Annotated in this window: 16 protein-coding genes and 1 pseudogene; 13 read left to right on the top strand and 4 right to left on the bottom strand. The window is 74.2% G+C overall.

Annotated features, from left to right (window positions below; translation table 11 throughout):
• Positions 1-35 precede the first annotated feature (35 nt).
• Both AC02VZ_RS18025 and AC02VZ_RS18030 read right to left on the bottom strand, forming a co-directional pair.
• Positions 36-1,631 (bottom strand): alpha/beta hydrolase, encoded by a 1,596-nt coding sequence (locus AC02VZ_RS18025; RefSeq protein WP_476475849.1) that lies wholly within the window; start codon positions 1,629-1,631, stop codon positions 36-38.
• Between the two features lie 252 nt (positions 1,632-1,883).
• Entirely contained in the window at positions 1,884-2,936 is a 1,053-nt protein-coding gene (locus tag AC02VZ_RS18030; RefSeq protein WP_476475903.1) for an Rv2578c family radical SAM protein, read from the bottom strand.
• A gap of 172 nt (positions 2,937-3,108) precedes the next feature.
• Between AC02VZ_RS18030 and AC02VZ_RS18035 the strand changes: the two genes are divergently transcribed.
• From AC02VZ_RS18035 to AC02VZ_RS18070, 8 genes are all read left to right on the top strand, one after another.
• Positions 3,109-3,552, top strand: coding sequence for an SRPBCC family protein (locus AC02VZ_RS18035; RefSeq protein ID WP_476475850.1), 444 nt, complete (start codon positions 3,109-3,111; stop codon positions 3,550-3,552).
• Positions 3,553-3,761: 209 nt separating this feature from the next.
• Positions 3,762-6,203 (top strand): MFS transporter, encoded by a 2,442-nt coding sequence (locus AC02VZ_RS18040; RefSeq protein ID WP_476475851.1) that lies wholly within the window; start codon positions 3,762-3,764, stop codon positions 6,201-6,203.
• Positions 6,204-6,307: 104 nt separating this feature from the next.
• Entirely contained in the window at positions 6,308-6,679 is a 372-nt protein-coding gene (locus AC02VZ_RS18045) for a VOC family protein (protein WP_476475904.1), read from the top strand.
• 53 nt (positions 6,680-6,732) lie between these two features.
• Positions 6,733-7,566: a M55 family metallopeptidase gene (locus tag AC02VZ_RS18050; protein WP_476475852.1), complete on the top strand. Its 834-nt coding sequence runs from the start codon at positions 6,733-6,735 to the stop codon at positions 7,564-7,566.
• Positions 7,559-8,863, top strand: a complete 1,305-nt coding sequence (locus AC02VZ_RS18055) for a M20/M25/M40 family metallo-hydrolase (RefSeq protein WP_476475853.1) — start codon at positions 7,559-7,561, stop codon at positions 8,861-8,863. The genes AC02VZ_RS18050 and AC02VZ_RS18055 overlap by 8 nt, the downstream gene beginning before the upstream one ends.
• A gap of 3 nt (positions 8,864-8,866) precedes the next feature.
• Positions 8,867-10,831 carry a dipeptidyl-peptidase 5 gene (locus AC02VZ_RS18060; RefSeq protein WP_476475854.1) on the top strand — a complete coding sequence of 655 codons (1,965 nt, stop codon included), beginning with the start codon at positions 8,867-8,869 and terminating at the stop codon, positions 10,829-10,831.
• Positions 10,828-11,760 carry a S66 peptidase family protein gene (locus AC02VZ_RS18065; RefSeq protein ID WP_476475855.1) on the top strand — a complete coding sequence of 311 codons (933 nt, stop codon included), beginning with the start codon at positions 10,828-10,830 and terminating at the stop codon, positions 11,758-11,760. The genes AC02VZ_RS18060 and AC02VZ_RS18065 overlap by 4 nt, the downstream gene beginning before the upstream one ends.
• A 204-nt stretch (positions 11,761-11,964) precedes the next feature.
• On the top strand, positions 11,965-12,519 hold the full coding sequence (locus tag AC02VZ_RS18070) for a GNAT family N-acetyltransferase (RefSeq protein ID WP_432056337.1): 555 nt from the start codon (positions 11,965-11,967) through the stop codon (positions 12,517-12,519).
• A 147-nt stretch (positions 12,520-12,666) separates the two neighbouring features.
• On the opposite strand, the gene AC02VZ_RS18075 is transcribed toward AC02VZ_RS18070, so the two are convergent.
• Positions 12,667-13,014: a VOC family protein gene (locus tag AC02VZ_RS18075; RefSeq protein ID WP_432056338.1), complete on the bottom strand. Its 348-nt coding sequence runs from the start codon at positions 13,012-13,014 to the stop codon at positions 12,667-12,669.
• 120 nt (positions 13,015-13,134) lie between these two features.
• Between AC02VZ_RS18075 and AC02VZ_RS18080 the strand changes: the two genes are divergently transcribed.
• A complete protein-coding gene (locus tag AC02VZ_RS18080; RefSeq protein WP_432056339.1) occupies positions 13,135-13,674 on the top strand; it encodes a phage holin family protein in 540 nt (179 codons plus the stop codon).
• A gap of 287 nt (positions 13,675-13,961) precedes the next feature.
• On the opposite strand, the gene AC02VZ_RS18085 is transcribed toward AC02VZ_RS18080, so the two are convergent.
• Entirely contained in the window at positions 13,962-14,915 is a 954-nt protein-coding gene (locus AC02VZ_RS18085) for a TIGR03557 family F420-dependent LLM class oxidoreductase (protein ID WP_476475856.1), read from the bottom strand.
• A 173-nt stretch (positions 14,916-15,088) separates the two neighbouring features.
• Here AC02VZ_RS18085 and AC02VZ_RS18090 point away from each other — a divergent pair, with 173 nt between their 5' ends.
• The 4 genes and pseudogenes from AC02VZ_RS18090 to AC02VZ_RS18105 all read left to right on the top strand — a co-directional run.
• A complete protein-coding gene (locus AC02VZ_RS18090) occupies positions 15,089-16,666 on the top strand; it encodes an NAD(P)/FAD-dependent oxidoreductase (RefSeq protein ID WP_476475905.1) in 1,578 nt (525 codons plus the stop codon).
• Positions 16,663-18,510: a transketolase gene (locus AC02VZ_RS18095; protein WP_476475857.1), complete on the top strand. Its 1,848-nt coding sequence runs from the start codon at positions 16,663-16,665 to the stop codon at positions 18,508-18,510. Before AC02VZ_RS18090 ends, AC02VZ_RS18095 begins: the two co-directional genes overlap by 4 nt.
• Positions 18,507-19,490 (top strand): non-homologous end-joining DNA ligase, encoded by a 984-nt coding sequence (gene ligD, locus AC02VZ_RS18100; RefSeq protein WP_432056342.1) that lies wholly within the window; start codon positions 18,507-18,509, stop codon positions 19,488-19,490. The genes AC02VZ_RS18095 and ligD overlap by 4 nt, the downstream gene beginning before the upstream one ends.
• Before the next feature lie 752 nt (positions 19,491-20,242).
• Positions 20,243-20,581: pseudogene (locus tag AC02VZ_RS18105) on the top strand (gas vesicle protein GvpO); the annotation flags it as partial.
• Positions 20,582-20,632 lie beyond the last annotated feature (51 nt).

Here is a 20,632-nt window from a genome sequence, read left to right on the forward strand (position 1 = left end):
ATCTCCGTGCCCGGCCTTGCCGTGCCGGGGTGCGGTCAGCCGCGCGAGCCGAGCAGGCCGTGCAGGACGGTGCCGCGGGACGTGGCCGGGACGGCCTTCGACGTCAAGGGCTCCGGGTCCGGCAGCGCCTCGCACACCGCGTCGGCCACGCCCGCGCCGCCGCCGCGCGGCACCGTCCCGTCGGCCAGGTAGGCCGCCAGGTGCCGGTCCAGGCAGGCGTTCCCGCTCAGCGTGACGCCGTGGTTGCCGCCGCCCCGCTCGACGACCAGTCCGGAGCGGGCCAGCAGGCGGTGCACCGTGACGGCGCCCCGGTAGGGGGTCGCCGCGTCACCGGTCGCCTGGAAGAGCAGGGCGGGCGGGATCAGCCCGTTGGCGACGGAGACCGGGCGCAGCGACCGCGTCGGCCAGAAGGCGCACGGCGCGTTGTACCAGGCGTTGTTCCAGGTCATGAACGGGGCCTCGGCGTGGACCGCCGCGTTGTCCTTGCGCCACTGCCGCCAGTCCCGCGGCCAGGACGCGTCCCGGCACTCGACCGCCGTGTAGACGCTGTAGCCGTTGCCCGCGCCGGGTTCGGCGGCGCCGAGGTTCTCGTACGCGGTGAGCAGCGGGCCGGTGTCGCCGTCGTTCGCGTAGGCCGCGAACGCCTCGGCGAGATGCGGCCAGTACCCGTTGTAGTAGCCGCCCGGGATGAAGGTGTCCTCCAGTTCGGCCGCGCCGACCCTGCCCCCGGCCGGGTCCTCGGCCAGCGCTGCCCGCATCGCGTACCAGCGGGCCTCGACCCGCTCCGGGTCGGTGCCCAGCCCGTACGTCGCGTCGTGCTCGGCGATCCAGGCCATCAGGGCCCGGTGCCGGGCGTCGAAGGCCCGGTTCTGACGCAGGTTGGCGTCGTACCAGACCGCGTCGGGGTCGACCACCGAGTCCAGCACCAGGCGCCGCACCCGCTCCGGGAACAGCTTCGCGTACACCGCGCCGAGGTACGTGCCGTAGGAGTAGCCGAAGTAGCTGATCCGCTCGGCGCCGAGCGTTTCCCGGATCACGTCCAGGTCGCGCGCCGCACTGGTGGTGTCGATGAACGGCAGCAGGTCGGCGTACCTGGTCCGGCAGGCGTCGGCGAAGGACTTCACCCGGGCCAGGTTGGCCTCCTCCACCGCCTTCGCGGTGGGCACGGAGGCCGGGCGCACCGGGGCGAAGTGGTCCGGCGCGCAGTCCAGCGCGGGGCTGCTCGCCCCCACCCCGCGCGGGTCGAAGCCGATGACGTCGTACTGCGCCGCCACCTCGCGCGGCAGCGAGGCGGCGACGAACCCGGCGAGCGTCCGGCCGCTGCCGCCGGGACCGCCCGGGTTGACCAGCAGGGGACCCTGGTACGTCGAGGCGGTGTGCGGGATCCGGGACAGCGCGAGCGTGATGGTGCGCCCGCCGGGGTCGGTGTGGTCCAGCGGCACCTCGACACTGGCGCACTGCAGGGCCGGGTAGTGCTCGGTGGGGCACTTCTTCCAGGCGGGCGCGGCGGCGGGCGCCGCGGCGGGGGCGGATCGGGCGGCCGGCGGGGTGCCGGCCGAGGCGGGCAGGGCCGTCAGACTGCCGGCCACGACGACGGCGGCGCCGCACAGCACGGCTGCGCGCTTCCTCATGAGGTGCTCCCGGGACGGAGGGTCGGCGGACCGCGCGGCGCACGGCCCTCGCCGGATCGTCCCGGGACCCGGGCCCCGGACCAACGCGCTCCGCCGGTACGTGACCCGAACGGGTCGCGGGATGCGCTCCGACGTGCCCCATCCGGTGCCGCGTCCGAACGCCGGCGCGGCGACCCTCCCGCGGCGGCGGGCGCCCGAGCGGAGCCGCCCGCGCGGCCTCGGACCTCTTCGGCCCTGTCGGCTCCCGCGCGGCTACAGCAGCGTCAGCTGAGTCGGCTCCGGGTGTGCGGACTCCACGGACCCCGAAGCCGTGGGGGCGGCCGGGCGGATCCGGCGGGGCAGTCCGGGTGCCGTGGGGCCGATGCCATGGGCGCGGGCCAGCTCGTGCACCTGGCGGGTGATGCGGCGCTGGTACCACTTCGGTGCGTAGGCGCCCTCCGCGTACAGCCGTTCGTAGCGGCTCACCAGGTGCGGGTGGTGCCGGGCGAGCCAGGACATGAACCACTCGCGCGCACCGGGGCGCAGATGCAGCACGAGCGGGGTCACGGACGTGGCGCCGGAGGCCGCGATCGCCCGCACCGTCGCGCGCAGTTGGTCGGGGCGGTCGCCGAGGAACGGGATGACCGGGGCCATCAGCACCCCGCAGCCGATGCCGTGGTCGGCCAGCGTGCGGACGACGTCGAGGCGCCGCTCGGGGGCGGGCGTGCCGGGCTCCACGGTGCGCCACAGGGACTCGTCGACGAAGCCCACGGAGACCGAGATGCCGACGTCGGTCACCTCGGACGCCTGCTTGAGCAGCTCCAGGTCGCGCAGGATCAGCGTGCCCTTGGTCAGGATCGAGAAGGGGTTGGCGTGGTCCCGCAGGGCGGCGATGATGCCGGGCATCAGACGGTAGCGGCCCTCGGCGCGCTGGTAGCAGTCGACGTTGGTGCCCATGGCGATGTGCTCGCCCTGCCAGCGGGCCGAGGCGAGCCGGTGGCGCAGCAGTTCGGGGGCGTTCACCTTGACCACGATCTGGGTGTCGAAGTCGAGGCCGGAGTCGAGGTCCAGGTACCCGTGGGTCTTGCGGGCGAAGCAGTACACGCAGGCGTGCGAACAGCCGCGGTAGGGGTTCACCGTCCATTCGAACGGCATGCGGGAGGCTCCCGGCACCCGGTTGACGATCGACCGGGCGCGGATCTCGTGGAAGGTGATCCCGCGGAACTCGGGCGTGTCGACGGTGCGGGTGGTGACGGCGTCCGCGCCGAACAGCGCGGCGTCGGCCCGGCTGTGGCCGTCCCCGGTCGAGAGGTTCTCCCAGCGCATGGCGCCTCCTCGGTAGTGCAGGACCACAGAATAGAACAAGTGTTCCCTTGATCGTGCGGGTGACAGGTTCGATCACGCTTCCGATCAGTTGTGGACTCCCGATTTGGGCGGCCGGGTGCGGGGGTGGTTGGCTTGGCCGGACCCCCGACACACCAGGTCCTGGAGGAAAGCCATGGCGCAGGTCGAGGCCACTACGGAGCGGATCGTCGCGGCGGACGCGGAGACGGTGTTCGACGCCCTCGCCGACTACAGCGGCACCCGGGCCAAGGTGCTGCCCGAGCAGTTCAGCGAGTACGAGGTCCGCGAGGGCGGCGACGGCGAGGGCACCCTCGTCCACTGGAAGCTCCAGGCCACCAGCAAGCGCGTGCGGGACTGCCTCCTGGAGGTGACCGAGCCGAGCGACGGCGAGCTGGTGGAGAAGGACCGCAACTCCTCCATGGTCACCGTCTGGCGCGTCACCCCGGCCGGCGAGGGCCGCTCCCGGGTCGTCGTGACCACCACCTGGCAGGGCGCCGGAGGCATCGGCGGCTTCTTCGAGAAGACCTTCGCCCCCAAGGGGCTGGGCCGGATCTACGACGCCTTGCTCGCCAAGCTGGCCGCCGAGGTCGAGAAGTAGCCCCGTCCGTCGCGGACTTCGGGCGCCCTTCGCTCAAGGGGTCGCCCCGCGCGGGGACATGATGAGGGCGGCCGGCATTCCGCGCCGGCCGCCCTCACCGGTTCGGGTGATCTCCGGCCGACCTCTCCGTACGCCGTAACTCGCCGTGCTTGCTCGTAGTTGTCGCTTTTACGCGGGAATGGTGCGGCAGGCGACGAGGGGAGCGGGACGTGGGCGGGATCACTCTGACGAAGGACGAACCGGCGGTCGCGGCCCCGCCGGCCCCGGGCCCGCCCCCGGCGTCCGAGGGCCCCGGGCTGAGCCCGCGCCGGATCCGCCTGGTCTTCGTCGCGCTCATGCTCGCGCTGCTGCTCGCCGCCCTCGAGCAGATGATCGTCGCCACCGCGCTGCCGAGGATCGTGGGCGACCTGCACGGCCTGGACCGGATGTCCTGGGCGATCACCGCCTACCTGCTCACCTCCACCATCGGCCTGCCCGTCTACGGCAAGCTGGGCGACCTGCTCGGCCGCAAGGGCGTCTTCCAGTTCGCCATCGTCGTCTTCGTGGTCGGCTCCGCACTGGCCGGCCGGGCGCAGACCATGGACCAGCTGATCGCCTACCGGGCGGTGCAGGGCGTCGGCGCGGGCGGACTGATGATCGGGGTCCAGGCGATCATCGCGGACATCGTCCCGGCGCGGGAACGGGGCCGCTTCATGGGCCTGATCGGCGCCGCCTTCGGTCTCGCCTCCGTCGCCGGACCGCTGCTCGGCGGATACTTCACCGATCACCTGTCGTGGCGCTGGTGCTTCTACATCAACGTGCCGTTCGGGATCGTCACCCTGATCGTGGTCGCCCTGGTGCTGAAGCTGCCCCGGCCCACCGCCCGCCCCCGCCTCGACGTCCTCGGCACGCTCCTGCTGGCCACCGCCTCCACCTGCCTGGTGCTGCTCACCAGTTGGGGCGGCACCGAGTACGCGTGGGGTTCGCGCGTCGTCCTGGGCCTCGGCGCGGGCGCCCTCGCGGCCACCGTCCTCTTCCTCGTCGCCGAGCGCTTCGCCGCCGAACCCCTCATTCCGCTCCGGCTGTTCCGCGACTCGGTCTTCAACGTCACCGGTCTCGTCGGCCTGGTGATCGGCGTGGCGCTGTTCGGCGCCGCCAGCTACCTGCCGACCTACCTCCAGATGGTCGACGGAGCCACCGCCACCGAGTCCGGACTGCTGATGCTGCCCATGATGGCCGGAATCGTCGGCGCGTCGGTCATCTCCGGTCAGCTCATCAGCCGGACCGGACGGTACCGGTCGCACCCGATCATCGGGTCCGCGCTCTCGGTCGTCGGCATGGCGCTGCTGTCCCGCCTGGAGACCGACACGCCCCGGCTGCACTACAGCATCTGGATGGCCGTCCTCGGCGCCGGTATCGGCATGGTCATGCCGGTCCTCGTCCTGGCCGTCCAGAACTCCGTGCGGCCCGCCGACCTCGGCACCGCCACCAGCGCCAACAACTACTTCCGCCAGATCGGCGGCAGCGTCGGCGCCGCCGTCTTCGGCACCCTGTTCGCCTCCCGCCTCACCGACGCCCTGGCCGACCGTCTCCCCGCGTCCGGGGACGGCGGCGCCCTGCCCCACGCCGAGTCCATCACCCCGCAGGCCGTGCACGCGCTGCCGCCCGCCCTGCGCGACGCCTACATCCAGGCCTACGCCGACGCCATGCCGCGCATCTTCCTCCACCTGGTGCCGGTCCTCGTCCTCGGCCTGCTGCTCGCCTTCTTCCTCAAGGAGAAACCCCTGGTGTCCCACAACGCCCCCACCGCGGCCCCGGCCCCGGACGCGTCCTACGCCCCCGGCTCCGTCCCCCAGGCCCGCCTCCACGCCGCGGGCGCGGCGCACACCGCCACGGCGCGCCCGCCGCACGCCGGCGGCGTCCCCGTGTGCGGCACCGTCCAGCATCCCGACGGCACCGTCGTGCCGCGGGCCGCGCTCACCCTCATCGACGTCGGCGGGCGGCAGATCGGGCGCGGCGCCAGCGGCGACGACGGACGCTACGCCCTGGCCACCCCCGGCTCGGGGTCGTACGTCCTGATCGCCGCCGCGGGCGGCCACCAGCCGCAGGCCGTCTCGGTCACCGTCGGCGAACGCCCGGTCGAACTGGACGTCGTCCTCGGCGGCGCGGGCCGCCTCGCCGGTTCCGTCCTCACCGCCGACGGCACCCCGGTCCGCGACGCCGCCGTCACGCTCACCAACGTCCACGGCGAGGTCGTCGCCACCACCCGCAGCGGCCGGGAGGGCGGCTACGTCATCACCGAACTGGTCGCCGGGGAGTACACCCTCGCCGCGAGCGCGCCCGCCTTCCGGCCGGCCGCCCTCCCGGTCACCGTCCAGGCGGCGCGCGAGACCCGCCAGGACGTCGAACTCGCCGGCGGAGCCGTGCTGCGCGGCACCGTCCGGGGGAGCGGCGGGCGTGCCGTTCAGGACGCCCGGGTGACCCTGCTGGACGCGGCGGGCAACGTCGTGGACACCCTCACCACCGGCGCCGACGGGATCTTCCGCTTCGTCGACCTGTCCTCCGGCGAGTACACCGTCATCGCCGCCGGATACCCGCCCGTGGCCACCGTGCTCCAGATGGCCGGAGGGGGCCGGACCGAACGCGACCTGCAGCTGGGACACGAGGACTGAGGCCGCCCGCCGGAGTCGCGGCCGGCCGACCCGGCGCCGGATGTACCGTGCGCCGGGGAGCCGGACCCCGTGCGCGGTCCGTGGTGTGACCGTGGACGTCCGGGCTGCCCGTCGGGCGGGCTCTCCGGCGTGGTCCCCACAGGGCAGAACGTGCTGCGCGGAACGCCCATGAGCCGGCCCGCCTCCGGAGCGGGGGGACCGGCCGCCCGGCGGATCCGGAGGACGGGCCGGGGGATCCCGAGGCGCGGGTCCGGTCGGCGGAGGGCACCGTGCTGTCCTTCCGCCCGGCGCCCGAGCCCAGGACCGTCAAGAACCGGGTCCACCTCTGCCTGCGTCCACGGGCCTCGCGCGAGGAGGAGGTGGCACGGCCGCTGGACCTCGGCGCCACCCCGGTCGCCGACCACCGCGCTCCCGAGCGCGCCACCGGGGCGCTCTGGCAGCGCCCCCGCGAGGGCCCGGCGGGGCCGGTGCGGTGAGAGTTTTCCACAGGCCTGGCCGGGGTTCGGGCCGAGCACGTAGCGTGCCAGGCATGAAGATCCTCATCAGCGCCGACATGGAGGGCGCCACGGGTGTCACCTGGCCGGCCGACGTGCTGCCGGGGACACCGCAGTGGGAGCGCTGCCGGTCCCTGTTCACCTCGGACGTCAACGCGGCCGTGCTGGGCTTCTTCGACGGCGGCGCCGACGAGGTGCTGATCAACGAGGCCCACTGGACCATGCGCAACCTCCTCCTGGAGGAGCTGGACGAGCGGGCCACGATGCTCACCGGGCGGCACAAGGCGCTGTCGATGGTCGAGGGCGTGCAGCACGGCGACGTGGACGGCATCGCGTTCGTCGGCTACCACGCGGGCGCCGGCATGGAGGGCGTCCTCGCGCACACCTACCTCGCCAACTCCGTCACCGGGGTCTGGCTGAACGGGGAGCGCGCCAGCGAGGGCCTGCTCAACGCGCACGTCGTCGCCGAGTACGGGGTGCCGGTGGTCCTGGTCACCGGGGACGACGTCGCCTGCGAGGACGCCCTCGGCTACGCGCCGGGCGCGCTGAAGGTCGCCGTCAAGGACCACGTGTCGCGGTACGCGGCGGTGTGCCGCACACCGAGCAGAACGGCGGCCGACATCCGGGCCGCGGCGAAGGAGGCGGCGGGGCTGGCGGTGCGTCAGCCGCCCGCAGACGCCGGGCCGTTCACGGTCGAGGTGGAGTTCGACGCCGCGCACCTCGCCATGGCGGTCACCGTGGTGCCCGGAGTGCGCCACACCGGGGAACGCAAGGTGGCGTACACGAGCGCCACGATGTACGACGGGATCCGCGTCTTCAAGGCGGTCACCACGATCGCCTCGGCCGCGGTGGAGGAGCAGTATGGCTGACCGGCAGGCACAGGACGAGGTCGTGACCTTCACGTCCGACCTGATCAGGATCGACACCACCAACCGCGGCGGCGGCGACTGCCGGGAGCGTCCCGCCGCCGAGTACGCCGCCGCCCGGCTGGCCGAGGCGGGCCTGGAACCCACCCTCCTGGAGCGCACCGAGGGCCGCACCAACGTCGTCGCCCGCATCGAGGGCACCGACCCGTCGGCGGACGCCCTGCTGCTCCACGGTCACCTCGACGTGGTGCCCGCGGAGCCCGGCGACTGGAGTGTGCACCCCTTCTCCGGGGAGATCCGCGACGGCGTCGTCTGGGGGCGCGGCGCCGTCGACATGAAGAACATGGACGCGATGATCCTCTCCGTGGTGCGGTCCTGGACCCGGGAGGGCTTCCGGCCCCGCCGGGACGTCGTCGTCGCGTTCACGGCCGACGAGGAGGCCAGTGCCGAGGACGGGGCCGGGTTCCTCGTCGACCGGCACCCGGAGCTGTTCGAGGGCTGCACCGAGGCCGTCGGCGAGTCCGGGGCGTTCACCTTCCACGACGGCGCCGGACGGCAGATCTACCCGATCGCGGCCGGGGAGCGCGGCACCGCCTGGCTGCGGCTCACCGCGCGCGGCCGGGCCGGCCACGGCTCCAAGGTCAACCGCGAGAACGCGGTGACCCGTCTCGCCGCCGCCGTCACCCGCATCGGCGAGCACGAGTGGCCGCTGCGCCCCACCCCCACCGTCCGGGCCGCCCTCGGCGAACTGGCCGCGCTGTACGGCATCGAGACCGACCTCACCGACATCGACACGCTGATGGACAAGCTCGGCCCGGCCGCCAAGCTCGTCGAGGCGACCGTCCGCAACAGCGCCAACCCGACGATGCTGGACGCCGGTTACAAGGTCAACGTCATCCCGGGCGCGGCCGTGGCACAGGTCGACGGGCGCTTCCTGCCGGGCACCGAGGACGAGTTCCGCGCCACCCTCGACCACCTCACCGGGCCGGACGTCGACTGGGAGTTCGAGCACCGGGAGGTCGCCCTCCAGGCGCCGGTGGACTCGCCGACGTTCGCCGCCATGCGGGCCGCGATCGAGGAGTTCGCCCCCGAGGGGCACGTGGTGCCGTACTGCATGTCGGGCGGGACGGACGCCAAGCAGTTCTCGCGCCTCGGCATCACCGGGTACGGCTTCGCGCCGACGAAGCTGCCCGAGGGCCTGGACTACCAGGCCATGTTCCACGGCGTGGACGAGCGGGTGCCCGTCGAGGCACTGCACTTCGGCGTCCACGTCCTCGACCGGTTCCTGCGGACGGCCTGACCAGTGGGGGAGACAGTGCGGACACTGCAGTACGGGGCGTGGCCCTCGCCCATCGACGCGGCCACGGTCGCCGCCCAGGGCGGCAGCCCCGAGTACGCGGGCTTCGTCGGCGACGAGGTGTGGTGGACCGAGCCCCGGCCCGCCGAGGGCGGCCGGCGCACCCTGGTCCGGCGGCACGCCGACGGCCGGGAGGAGAGCGTCCTCCCCGCCCCGTGGAACGTGCGCAGCCGCGTCCACGAGTACGGCGGGCTGCCCTGGGCCGGAACCATGACCGACACCGGCCCCCTGGTGGTCTTCGTCGACTTCGCGGACCAGCGCCTGTACCGCTGGGAGCCGGGCACCGCGCCCCGCCCGCTCACCCCCGTCTCCTCCGTCGGGCAGGGCCTGCGCTGGGTCGAACCGACCTGGCGGGCGGACCGCGGCGAGGTGTGGTGCGTCCTGGAGGAGTTCACCGGGGACGGGCCCGGCGACGTGCGCCGCCTCCTGGCCGCCGTCCCGCTGGACGGCTCGGCCGCCGAGAACCGGTCGGCGGTGCGCGAACTCACCGACGACCGGCACCGGTTCGTCACCGGACCACGCCCCTCACCCGACGGCCGGCGCGTCGCCTGGCTGGCCTGGGACCACCCGCGCATGCCGTGGGACGGCACCGAACTCCTCGTCGCCGACGTCACCCCCGACGGCACCTTCGGCGAACCCCGGAGGGTGGCGGGCGGCCCCGAGGAGTCCGTCGCCCAGGCCGACTGGACCGCCGACGGCCGGCTGCTCCATACCAGCGACCGCACCGGCTGGTGGAACCTCTACCGGGACGGCGAACCCGTCTGCCCGCGCGAGGAGGAGTTCGGCGGCCCCCTGTGGCGGCCCGGCTCGCGCTGGTTCGCCCCGCTGGACAGCGGCCTCGTCGCCGTGCTGCACGGCCGGGGCGCCGCGGTGCTCGGGGTCCTCGACCCCGACACCGGCGAGGTCGTCGACGCCGCCGGACCCTGGACCGAGTACGCCTCCTTCCTCGCCGCCCACGGTGAACGCGTCGTCGCCGTGACGGGCAGTCCGCGCAGCGCTCCCGAAGTCGTCGAACTGGACACCCGCACCGGCAGGTCCCGGGTCGTCGGCGCCGAACACCAGGACGTCGTGGACCCCGCCCACTACCCCGAACCGCAGTCGCGCACCTTCACCGGCCCGGACGGCCGCGAGATCCACGCCCACGTGTACCCGCCGCACCACCCCGGCTGCACCGCCCCCGGCGACCGCCCGCCCCCGTACGTCATCCGGGCGCACGGCGGCCCCACCGGCCGGGCACCGCTCCTCCTCGACCTGGAGATCGCCTACTTCACCTCCCGCGGCATCGGCGTCGCCGAGGTCGACTACGGCGGCTCCACCGGCTACGGGCGCGCGTACCGCGACCGGCTGCGCGGACAGTGGGGCGTGGTGGACGTCGAGGACTGCGCCGCCGTCGCGCGGGCCCTCGCCGACGAGGGCACCGCGGACCGCGACCGGCTCGCCCTGCGCGGCGGCAGCGCCGGCGGCTGGACCACGGCCGTCTCCCTGGCCACCACCGACCTCTACGCCTGCGGCACGATCCTCTACCCGGTGCTCGACCTCACCGACTGGAGCACCGGCGGGACCCACGACTTCGAGTCCCACTACCTGGAGAGCCTGATCGGCCCCCGCGACGAGGTGCCCGCCCGGTACACCGAACGCTCGCCCGTCACCCACGCCGAGAAGCTCACCACGCCGTTCCTGCTGCTCCAGGGCCTGGACGACGTGATCTGCCCGCCCGCGCAGTGCGAGCGCCTCCTGGCCGGGCTGGCCGGCCGGCGGGTGCCGCACGCCTACCTCACCTTCGAGGGCGAGGGCCACGGATTCCGGCGCGCGGAGACGCTGGTGCGCGCGCTCGAGGCGGAATTCGCCCTCTACAACCAGGTGTTCGGCCTGAACGCGCCGGACGCCGCACCGCTGGAGCTGACCGGATGAACCGGGTGGAACCCCTGCGACGACCTCCCCGGCTCGCCCCCGGCGCGCGGGTGGCCGTCGTCGCCCCCAGCGGGCCGGTGCCGCAGGACCGGCTTCAGGCCGGTCTGGACGTCCTGCGCGGCTGGGGACTCGACCCGGTCGTGGCCCCGCACGTCCTGGACCGGCACCACCGGTTCGACTACCTGGCGGGCACCGACGCCGACCGGGCGGCCGACCTGCAGGCCGCCTGGTGCGACCCCGCCGTCGACGCGGTGATCTGCGCCCGCGGCGGCTACGGGGTGCAGCGCATGACCGAACTGCTCGACTGGACGGCGATGCGCGCCGCCGGACCGAAGGTGTTCGTCGGTTTCAGCGACATCACCGCGCTGCACGAGGCGTTCGCCACCCGGCTGGGCCTCGTCACCCTGCACGGACCGATGGCCGCCGGGCTCGACTTCGTCAAGAGCACCCGCGCCCAGGACCACCTCAGAGCCACCCTCTTCGCGCCGGAGACCGTCCGCGTGCTGACCTCCGCCGGCACCCCGCTGGTGCCCGGCCGGGCACGCGGGGTCACCCTCGGCGGCTGCCTCGCCCTGCTCGCCGCCGAGCTGGGCACTCCGCACGCCCGGACCTCCGCGCGCGGCGGACTGCTGTGCCTGGAGGACGTGGGGGAGGAGACCTACCGGCTCGACCGCTACCTCACGCAGCTGCTGCGCGCCGGACTGCTGGACGGGGTCGCCGGGGTGCTGCTGGGCTCCTGGACGGACTGCGCTCCCCCCGACGAACTGCGTGCCCTGTTCACCGACCGGCTCGGCGGTCTGGGCGTGCCGGTGGCCGACGCGTTCGGGTTCGGCCACTGCGACGGGGCGATGACCGTGCCCTTCGGCGTCCCGGCGGAACTGGACACGGAGGCGGGCACCCTGACCCTGGAGGAGCCTGCGCTCGGTTGAGCGGGCACTTGGTTGAGCGGGTGGCGGCTGAGCGGGTGGCGGCCGGTGCCGGGCTGCTGCCGGGGCTGCCCAGGGCTCCGGCTGGGCTCCCGTCTCAGGGGGATGCTGAGGCGGTCGGTCGGCCGGTCGGACGGCGGCCGTAAGGGGCGGCGGGCGGTGCCCGTGACCGGAGCGGGGTGTGGGGGACCGTCGTAGGGTGGCAGAGTGCCGCACTCCGCCTCCGCCCCCTCCTACCTCGCCGAGGGCCCCCGCGTGGGGCTGCGCCCGTTCACATTCGCGGACGGCGCCGAGTTCACCGCCCGTGCGCGGGAGAGCAAGGACCTGCACCACCCCTGGCTGTTCCCGCCGGACACCGTCGGTGCCTACCGGGCGTACGCGAAACGCCTGATCGACGACCCGGCCAGGGCCGGTTTCCTGGTCTGCGACAGGGACGACGGCGGCACCATCGCCGGGTTCGTCAACATCAACAACATCGTGCAGGGCGGCTTCCGGAGCGGCGCGCTCGGGTACGGCGCCTTCGCGCACGCGGCCGGGCGCGGACTGATGAGCGAGGGCCTGGACCTCGTCGTGCGGTACGCCTTCGGGCCGATGCGGCTGCACCGCCTGGAGATCAACGTGCAGCCCGGCAACGCCGCCTCCATCGCGCTGGCCCGCCGCCGCGGCTTCCGCCTGGAGGGGTTCTCGCCCCGGATGCTCTACGTCGACGGAGCCTGGCGCGACCACCAACGCTGGGCGCTCACCCAAGAGATGCAACGCTGACGCTCGGCGCTCCACCGTCCTCCACCGTCCTCCGCCCACCGAAGCCCCGCCCGACCGGAGGCAGCCGCCGACCGAGGCGGCAGGGGGCCGGCGCGCCAGCCCCTTCGCGCCCTCGGTGCCCATCGCTCCGTCGTACCGTACGTGTCGTCAGGCGCGGCGGTCGGCGTACTCGTAGATCGCGCCGTCCGGGTGACGCACGATCAGGTTGCGGCCCACCGGCGTGGGGACCGGGCCGGCGATGATGTCGGCACCCATGGCCGTCAGCACCTCGTGGGCCTCCTCCACGTCCTTCACGGCGATCGTCGCCGCGACCTTGCGCAGCACCTCCAACTCGGCCGCGGGGCCGCTCATCAGCAGGAAGCAGCCCACTGCGGCGACATGGACGCCACCCCGCTCGAAGCGGAGCGCCGGCCCGCCCGCCAGCCGCTCGTAGAAGGGGATCGCGGTCTCGATGTCCTCGACGCAGACACGCAGTGTGGCACCCATAATCTCCATGAGCACGAGCCTAGTTGTGCCCGCCCGGCCCCGGGAGTGACGGTGGGTCGTCAACCGCTGCTCCTACCGGGCGGGTTGAAGCGGCGTTACCAGGCCGCGTCGGCGGGTACCCGGGGTGTCATGCAGCGTTTGGAGCACTTGCAGCACTTGGACAAGCACCTGGTCGACGAGCTGGCCCAGGTGGCACGCGAGACGGTGCGGGACGAACTGCGGGAGCAGACGCGCAAGCAGCGTCGTAAGGCGGCCCTGTACGCGGCCTCCGGTGCGACCGCCCTCTACGCGGGCGCCGCCCTGGCGCTCGCGGTGGGGCTCGCGCTCGCCCTGGTCCTGCCGGACTGGGCGGCGGCGCTGATCACCGCCGTACTGTTGGCCGCCGCGGCCTACGCCCTGCGGGGCGCGGCCCGGCCGGCGCCCGCCGGTGGCCCGTCGCACGGAGCGGCTGCGCCGACCGTCCCCGGTCAGGCAGGTGCCTCGGGTCAGGGTCCGTCCGGTCAGACGGGTCCGTCCGGACCGTCCGGCGGCCACGGTGTACCCGTACCGCCCGCCACTCCGCCCACCACGGGTCAGGTTCCGCCGGTCCCGCCCGCTCCGCCGACGGCGGGCGCCGAACCGCCGCACTCCCGTGACGCCGGACCAGGTGCGCACGACCCCCGGTCGTGACGGTCCCGACACTCCGATCACCCTGACTATCCCGAGAGCTCCGACGGCTCCGAGAGCTCCGAGAGCTCCGAGAGCTTCGCGAGCTCCGAGAACCGCAGGAACCGTTGAACGTCGAGCACCCCACCGATCAGGACCGGAAAGCCACGGTCGCGATCGGTGGGGTGCTCCGTTCGACGCCTGTCCCCGAGCCTGTCCCGATGCCGGGTTCGATGCCGGTGGAGGGTTCGTCGTGAGCCGTCCCGGCCGCCGCCGCGTCCGTACCGCCGGGGAGGCCCAGGACCCCCGCGTCACTGGAGCTGAGGCAGCACCTTCGTGCGGTAGAAGTCGAAGAAGCCCCGCAGGTCGGGCCCGATCTGGCTGACGTAGACGCGGTCGAAGCCGGCGTCGGCGAACTGGCGCAGCTCCGCGACGTGCTGGTCCACGTCGTCGCCGCACACCCGGTTGTCCCGCACCATGTCCTCGGTCACCAGCGTCTGGGCCTGCTCGAAGTGCTTCGGTGAGGGCAGCACCTGGCCCAGCTCACCGGGCAGCTGTTCGTTGGCCCACAGCCGGTGCACGGTGCGGACGCACTCCTCGCGGTCGATGCCGTAGCAGACCTTGGTGCCGCCGCTCACCGGCTTTCCGCCGCCCCCGCCCTTGCGGTACTGCTCGACCATCGAGGCGTCCGGCATCATCGTGATGTAGCCGTCGCCGACCCGGGCGGCGAGCTTGGTCGCGGCCGGACCGAAGCCGGAGATGTCGATGGGCACGGGCTCGTCCGGCACCGTGTAGAGGCGGGCGTTCTCCACCGTGTAGTGCGTGCCGTGGTGGTTGACCTCCTCGCCGGAGAACAGCCGCCGCATGATCTGCACGGCCTCCTCCAGCATGTCCAGACGGATGTGGACGGGCGGCCAGGGGGCGCCCAGGATGTGCTCGTTGAGCAGCTCCCCGGTGCCGACGCCCAGCCGGAAGCGGCCGTCCGCCATCACCGCGGCCGTCGCGGCGGCCTGCGCCACCACCGCCGGATGCGTCCGCACGGTGGGGCAGGTCACCGCCGTGCCCACCGGCAACGACACCGCCTCCGAGAGGGCGCCGATCACGGACCACACGAAGGGGCTCTGCCCCTGCGCGTCGTTCCACGGGTGGTAGTGGTCGGAGATCCACAGGGACTCCAATCCGGCCTGTTCGGCCATCCGGGCCTGTTCGATCAGCTCCGCCGGGCCGTACTGCTCGCACGAGAGGAAGTAGCCGTACTCGGGCATGGGGGTGCCTTCCGCGACGAGGGCGGGTCGGTTCCGGATCCGGGTACCCGGGGCCCCGGGCGGAAACCGGCCGACGTTTGGCCCTCGCGGCCAGGGGGACGCGGAAGTCTCCCGAGGTACGCCGACAGCGCCGGAGGACCACCGTGAGCCGACCCTCGAGCCGACCCCGCATCCTGATCGTCGGAGCGGGCTTCGCCGGGTACCGCACCGCGCAGACCCTGTCCCGGCTGGCCCGGGGCCGGGCCGAGATCACCCTGTTGAACCCGATCGACTACTTCCTCTACCTGCCCCTGCTGCCCCAGGTCGCCGCGGGCATCCTCGAACCGCGCCGGGTCACGGTGTCCCTGTCCGGCACGCTGCCGGAGGTCCGCCTGGTGCTGGGGGAGGCCGGCCACATCGACCTCGACGGGCGCACGGTGCACTACACGGACCCGGAGGGCGGGGAGGGCAGCCTCTCCTACGACCGGCTCGTGCTGGCCGCCGGCAGCGTCAACAAGCTGCTGCCCATCCCCGGCGTCGCCGAGCACGCCCACGGCTTCCGCGGCCTGCCGGAAGCCCTCTACCTGCGGGACCACGTGACCCGGCAGGTGGAGCTGGCGGCCGCCACCGACGACCCGGCCCAGTGCTCCGCCCGCTGCACCTTCGTCGTGGTCGGCGCCGGCTACACGGGCACCGAGGTGGCGGCGCACGGCCAGTTGTTCACCGACGCCCAGGTGCGCAAGCAGCCCCTGCGCACCGGGATGCGCCCGCGCTGGATGCTGCTGGACATCGCCGACCGGGTCCTGCCGGAACTGGACGAACGGCTCTCCCGCACCGCCGACCGGGTGCTGCGCGAACGCGGCGTGGACGTCCGGATGGGCACCTCCGTGAAGGAGGCCACGCCCGAGGGAGTGCTGCTCACCGACGGCGAGTTCGTCGACACCCGCACCCTGGTGTGGTGCGTGGGCGTGCGCCCCGACCCGCTCGCCGAGTCGCTCGGCCTGCCCATGGAACGCGGCCGGCTGCTCGTCGACCCGCACCTCCAGGTGCCGGGCCACCCCGAGGTGTTCGCCTGCGGCGACGCGGCGGCCGTCCCGGACCTGGAGAACCCCGGTCAGTACACCCCCATGACCGCGCAGCACGCCTGGCGGCAGGGCAAGGTGTGCGCACAGAACATCGCCGCCTCCCTGGGGGACGGCGAGCGCCGCGCCTACCGTCACAAGGACCTGGGGTTCGTGGTGGACCTCGGCGGCGTCCAGGCCGCGGCCGATCCGCTGGGCGTTCCGCTGTCCGGACCGCTGGCCGGGCTGGTCACCCGCGGTTACCACCTCGCGGCGATGCCCGGCAACCGGGTCCGCGTCGCCGCCGACTGGCTGCTGGATGCCGTACTGCCGCGCCAGGCGGTCCAGTTGGGGCTGGTGCGGTCCTGGTCGGTGCCGCTGGACACGGCGTCCCCGGAACTGGCCCGCATGCCGGGCGGCCCCCAGGACGAACCGTCCGCCGACGCCCGGCCGAAGCCGGAGCCGCCCGGGACGAAGGACGGGACAAAGGGCGGAGAGCAGAACGGGGCGCCGGACGGGACGAAGGACGGCGAGCCCGGGAGGCAGCAGCCCGGCGGGGAACCCGCGAAGCAGCAGCCGGGCGGGGAGGCGGCGAAGCACCCGCCCGCGGGGTCGCGCCCGCCGGACGCGGCGCCCCTCGGGCCGCACGACGCCCCCGGCCCCGTCAAGCGCACCGACAACCCCGGCGACCGCGCCGAAGGAGACTCATGAACACCGGTGAACTCACCGAACTCGGACAGCAGTTGCGCGTGGACAGCGTACGGGCGGCGGACGCCGCGGGATCCGGGCACCCCACGTCGTCGATGTCCGCGGCCGACATCATGGCCGTACTGTTCGCCCACCACTTCCGCTACGACTTCGACCGGCCCGACCACCCCGGCAACGACCGCCTCATCCTGTCCAAGGGCCACGCCTCCCCGCTGATGTACGCGGCCTACAAGGCGGCCGGGGCGATCGACGACGACGAACTGCTCACCTTCCGCAAGGCCGGCAGCCGCCTCGAAGGGCACCCCACGCCCCGCCGGCTGCCGTGGGTCGAGACCGCCACCGGGTCGCTCGGGCAGGGCCTGCCGGTCGGCGTCGGCATCGCGCTGGCCGGGAAGCGGCTGGATCGCACCGACTACCGGGTATGGGTGCTGTGCGGGGACAGCGAGATGGCCGAGGGCTCGGTGTGGGAGGCCGCGGAGCACGCCGGTCACGAGCGTCTGGACAACCTCACCGTCGTCGTGGACGTCAACCGGCTCGGCCAGCGCGGCCCCACCCGGCACGGACACGACCTCGACGCGTACGCCCGCCGCTTCCAGGCGTTCGGCTGGCACACGGTCGAGGTGGACGGCCACGACGTGGACGCCCTCGACCGTGCCTTCGGGGAGGCCGTCTCGACCTCCCGCAAGCCGACCGCGGTCCTCGCCCGCACCCTCAAGGGCAGGGGCGTCGCCGCCGTGGAGGACCAGGAGGGCCGGCACGGCAAGCCGCTGCCCGAGGCGGAGGACGCCGTCGCCGAACTGGGCGGCTCCCGTGACCTGCGCGTACGGCTGCCGGAACCGGTCTCCGCCCGCGCCCCGCACGCCGTGTCCACGACGGACGCCGAGCCGCCCCGCTGGAAGCGCGGCGAGGAGGTGGCCACCCGCGACGCCTTCGGCGAGGCCCTCGCCGCGCTCGGCACCGCGCGCGGCGACGTGGTCGCCCTGGACGGCGAGGTCGGCGACTCGACCCGCGCGGAGTTCTTCGCCGAGAAGCACCCCGAGCGCTACTTCGAGTGCTACATCGCCGAGCAGCAGATGGTCGCCGCGGCGGTCGGCATGGCGGCCCGCGGCTGGGTGCCGTACGCGTCCACCTTCGCCGCGTTCCTGACCCGCGCCCACGACTTCGTCCGCATGGCGTCGATCAGCGGCTCCTCCCTCAATCTGGTCGGCTCGCACGCGGGCGTGGCCATCGGGGAGGACGGGCCCAGTCAGATGGGCCTGGAGGACCTGGCGATGATGCGGGCGGTGCACGGCTCCACGGTGCTGTACCCGTGCGACGCCAACCAGACGGCCCGGCTGGTGGCCGCGATGGCGGGCCTCGACGGCATCCGCTACCTGCGCACCTCGCGCGGCAAGAGCCCGGTGATCTACGGACCCGACGAGGAGTTCCCCGTGGGCGGCAGCAAGGTGCTGCGCGCCTCGGACCGGGACCGGCTCACCCTGGTCGCGGCCGGCGGCACGGTCTTCGAGGCCCTGGCGGCGGCGGACGCGCTCCAGCAGGAGGGCATCGCGGCCCGGGTGATCGACCTCTACTCCGTCAAGCCGGTCGACCGCGAGACACTGCGCCGGGCCGCCGAGGAGACCGGCTGCCTCGTCACCGTCGAGGACCACCACCCCGAGGGCGGGATCGGCGACGCCGTCGCGGAAGCCTTCTCCGACGGGAGCCCGGTGCCCCGCCTCGTGCGGCTCGCCGTGCGGACCATGCCGGGGTCGGCGTCGCCCGAGGAGCAGTTGCGCGCCGCGGGCATCGACGCCGCGTCGATCGCGGCGGCCGGACGGCTGCTGGTGGAGGAGGCGATCGTGCCGTGAGCGCGGGCTCCGGCTCGGACCGCACGGTCCGGGCCGGCCGTCGCAGCGTGGAGGTCCGAAGGCCGGACAAGGTGCTCTTCCCCGGCGGGCGCGGCACCCGCGCGTACACCAAGGGCGACCTGATCGAGTACCACCGGGCCGTCGCGCCGTTCCTGCTGCCCCACGTGCGGGGGCGTCCGCTGATGCTGGACCGGCGTCCGGACGGCCTCGGCGGGCCCGCCTTCATGCAGAAGAACACGCCCGGGCACTACCCGGAGTGGATCACCCGGGTCGAGGTCGGCAAGGAGGGCGGCACGGTCACGCACACCGTGTGCGACGACACGGCGACCCTGCTCTACCTCGTCGACCAGGCGAGCATCACCCTGCACCGCTGGCTGTCCCGGGCCGATCTCCGTCCGCCCCGCTCCCGGTCGCGGGAGGACGATGCCGACCCCGTCGACCGGCCCGACCGGCTGATCTTCGACCTCGACCCCTCGGGGGAGGGCCGCGACGCCTTCGAGACGGTCCGGGAGACCGCGCGCCTGCTCGGGGAGCTGCTGGACGAGCTGCGTCTGCCCTCGGCGCTGATGACCACCGGCTCGCGCGGACTGCACGTGATCGTGCCGCTCGACCGCCGGCAGGGCTTCGACGAGGTGCGCGCCTTCGCCCGCGACGTCGCCGACACGTTGGCCGACGCCCACCCCGACCGGCTCACCACCGCGGCCCGCAAGAAGGACCGCGGCGACCGGCTCTACCTCGACGTGCAACGCAACGCCTACGCGCAGACCGCGGTGGCCCCCTGGACCGTGCGCGCCCTGCCGGGCGCTCCCGTCGCCGCTCCCGTGTCCTGGGAGCAACTGGACGACCCGGAGCTGCACGCCGGCCGCTGGACCGTCGCCGACGCCGTCGAGCACGCCCGCACCGACCCCTGGCGCGGGCTGCCGCGCCGCGGCCGGGCGCTCGGCCCGGCCCGCCGCCGACTGGACGCGCTCGGCGGCTGACGCGAGGGGCGGGGAGAGCCGGGGCGGGGAGCCGGGTGGCGCCGAGCCGGGCGGGCCGTGGGCGGTGGGGCGTGGGCGGTGGGGCCGGTGCGGGGAGCGCCGGCCGGACGCGGCGCCGGGCCGTTGTGGCGCGCCGTTGGCGACGTGCCGCCGCGGCGCCCCGCACAGGCCCCGCAGGCTCGCCAACGGCCCCGCAGCCCTCCGCGGCCCCTGCCTTCCCCGCAAGCCACACGAGCCCCGCAAGCCCCGCAGACGCCTGCGGCGGTCGGTCGCCGAGCCGGCCGCACGGGCGTCCCCGGCGGCGCCCGACGCGCCGGCCCGAGCGGCGGCTCACCGGACCCGCCCCGCCGGCCCGCGCAACCGTTCACCGGAGCCGTCCCGGCACGCCGCGCCCCGCCCACCCGGCGGTCGAGGCCGCGCCCTGCCCGGCGGCACCCCGTCGCGCCGGCCCCGTACCCGCACCGTGACCAGGGGCGCGAGCCGGGTGAGGCAATCGGGTGAGCCGGTGGAGGTTTGACGAACAGACGAGCGGCCACACGGAGGGGGAGGTGGCCATGTCGAACGCTGAACACGCCGAACAAGCCGAGAACACCGAGGAACCGCAGGGTTCCGCCGAAGAACAGAAAACCGAGGAGGGGCAGGAGAAGCGGCAGCCCCGGAAGAAGGCCAGTGCCCCGCGCAGAACCCGGAAGACGACCGGGACGACGACGGCACGGCGGTCCGGGGAGTCGCGGGAGTCCCGGGAGTCCGGGGAGCCCGACGACTCGGGCCCGTCCCGCGAGTCGGAGGAGTCGGACACCACGACGGCCACGACGACCCGGCGGATGAGCCCGATGCAGGTGCTGCGCCAGGCGCGAGAGCAGCTGGCGGAGCTCACCGGCCGGGAAGCCGAGTCCGTGTCGTCCTTCGAGCGCACGGAGCAGGGCTGGGCACTGGAGATCGAAGTGCTCGAACTGGAACGTGTGCCCGACACGATGAGCCTGATGGCGAGCTACCAGGTGGAGCTGGACCCCGAGGGGCTGCTCACCGGTTACCGCCGGGTCCGGCGCTACGAGCGAGGGCGCTCCGACGCACGCAAGGGCGGTCGCTGAGGCAGCGCCCGGGCCCCGACCACACCACATACCCACGAGGAGGAATGGCCG

The organism is Streptomyces sp. 3-6 (assembly GCF_056323165.1).

Coding starts and splice junctions, on each gene's coding strand:
- AC02VZ_RS18055 (WP_476475853.1), top strand. CDS start 7,559: ATGGCTGACCGGCAGGCACAGGACGAGGTCGTGACCTTCACGTCCGAC.
- AC02VZ_RS18075 (WP_432056338.1), bottom strand. CDS start 13,014: ATGGAGATTATGGGTGCCACACTGCGTGTCTGCGTCGAGGACATCGAG.
- AC02VZ_RS18065 (WP_476475855.1), top strand. CDS start 10,828: ATGAACCGGGTGGAACCCCTGCGACGACCTCCCCGGCTCGCCCCCGGC.
- AC02VZ_RS18080 (WP_432056339.1), top strand. CDS start 13,135: ATGCAGCGTTTGGAGCACTTGCAGCACTTGGACAAGCACCTGGTCGAC.
- AC02VZ_RS18030 (WP_476475903.1), bottom strand. CDS start 2,936: ATGCGCTGGGAGAACCTCTCGACCGGGGACGGCCACAGCCGGGCCGAC.
- AC02VZ_RS18095 (WP_476475857.1), top strand. CDS start 16,663: ATGAACACCGGTGAACTCACCGAACTCGGACAGCAGTTGCGCGTGGAC.
- AC02VZ_RS18085 (WP_476475856.1), bottom strand. CDS start 14,915: ATGCCCGAGTACGGCTACTTCCTCTCGTGCGAGCAGTACGGCCCGGCG.
- AC02VZ_RS18025 (WP_476475849.1), bottom strand. CDS start 1,631: ATGAGGAAGCGCGCAGCCGTGCTGTGCGGCGCCGCCGTCGTCGTGGCC.
- AC02VZ_RS18035 (WP_476475850.1), top strand. CDS start 3,109: ATGGCGCAGGTCGAGGCCACTACGGAGCGGATCGTCGCGGCGGACGCG.
- AC02VZ_RS18050 (WP_476475852.1), top strand. CDS start 6,733: ATGAAGATCCTCATCAGCGCCGACATGGAGGGCGCCACGGGTGTCACC.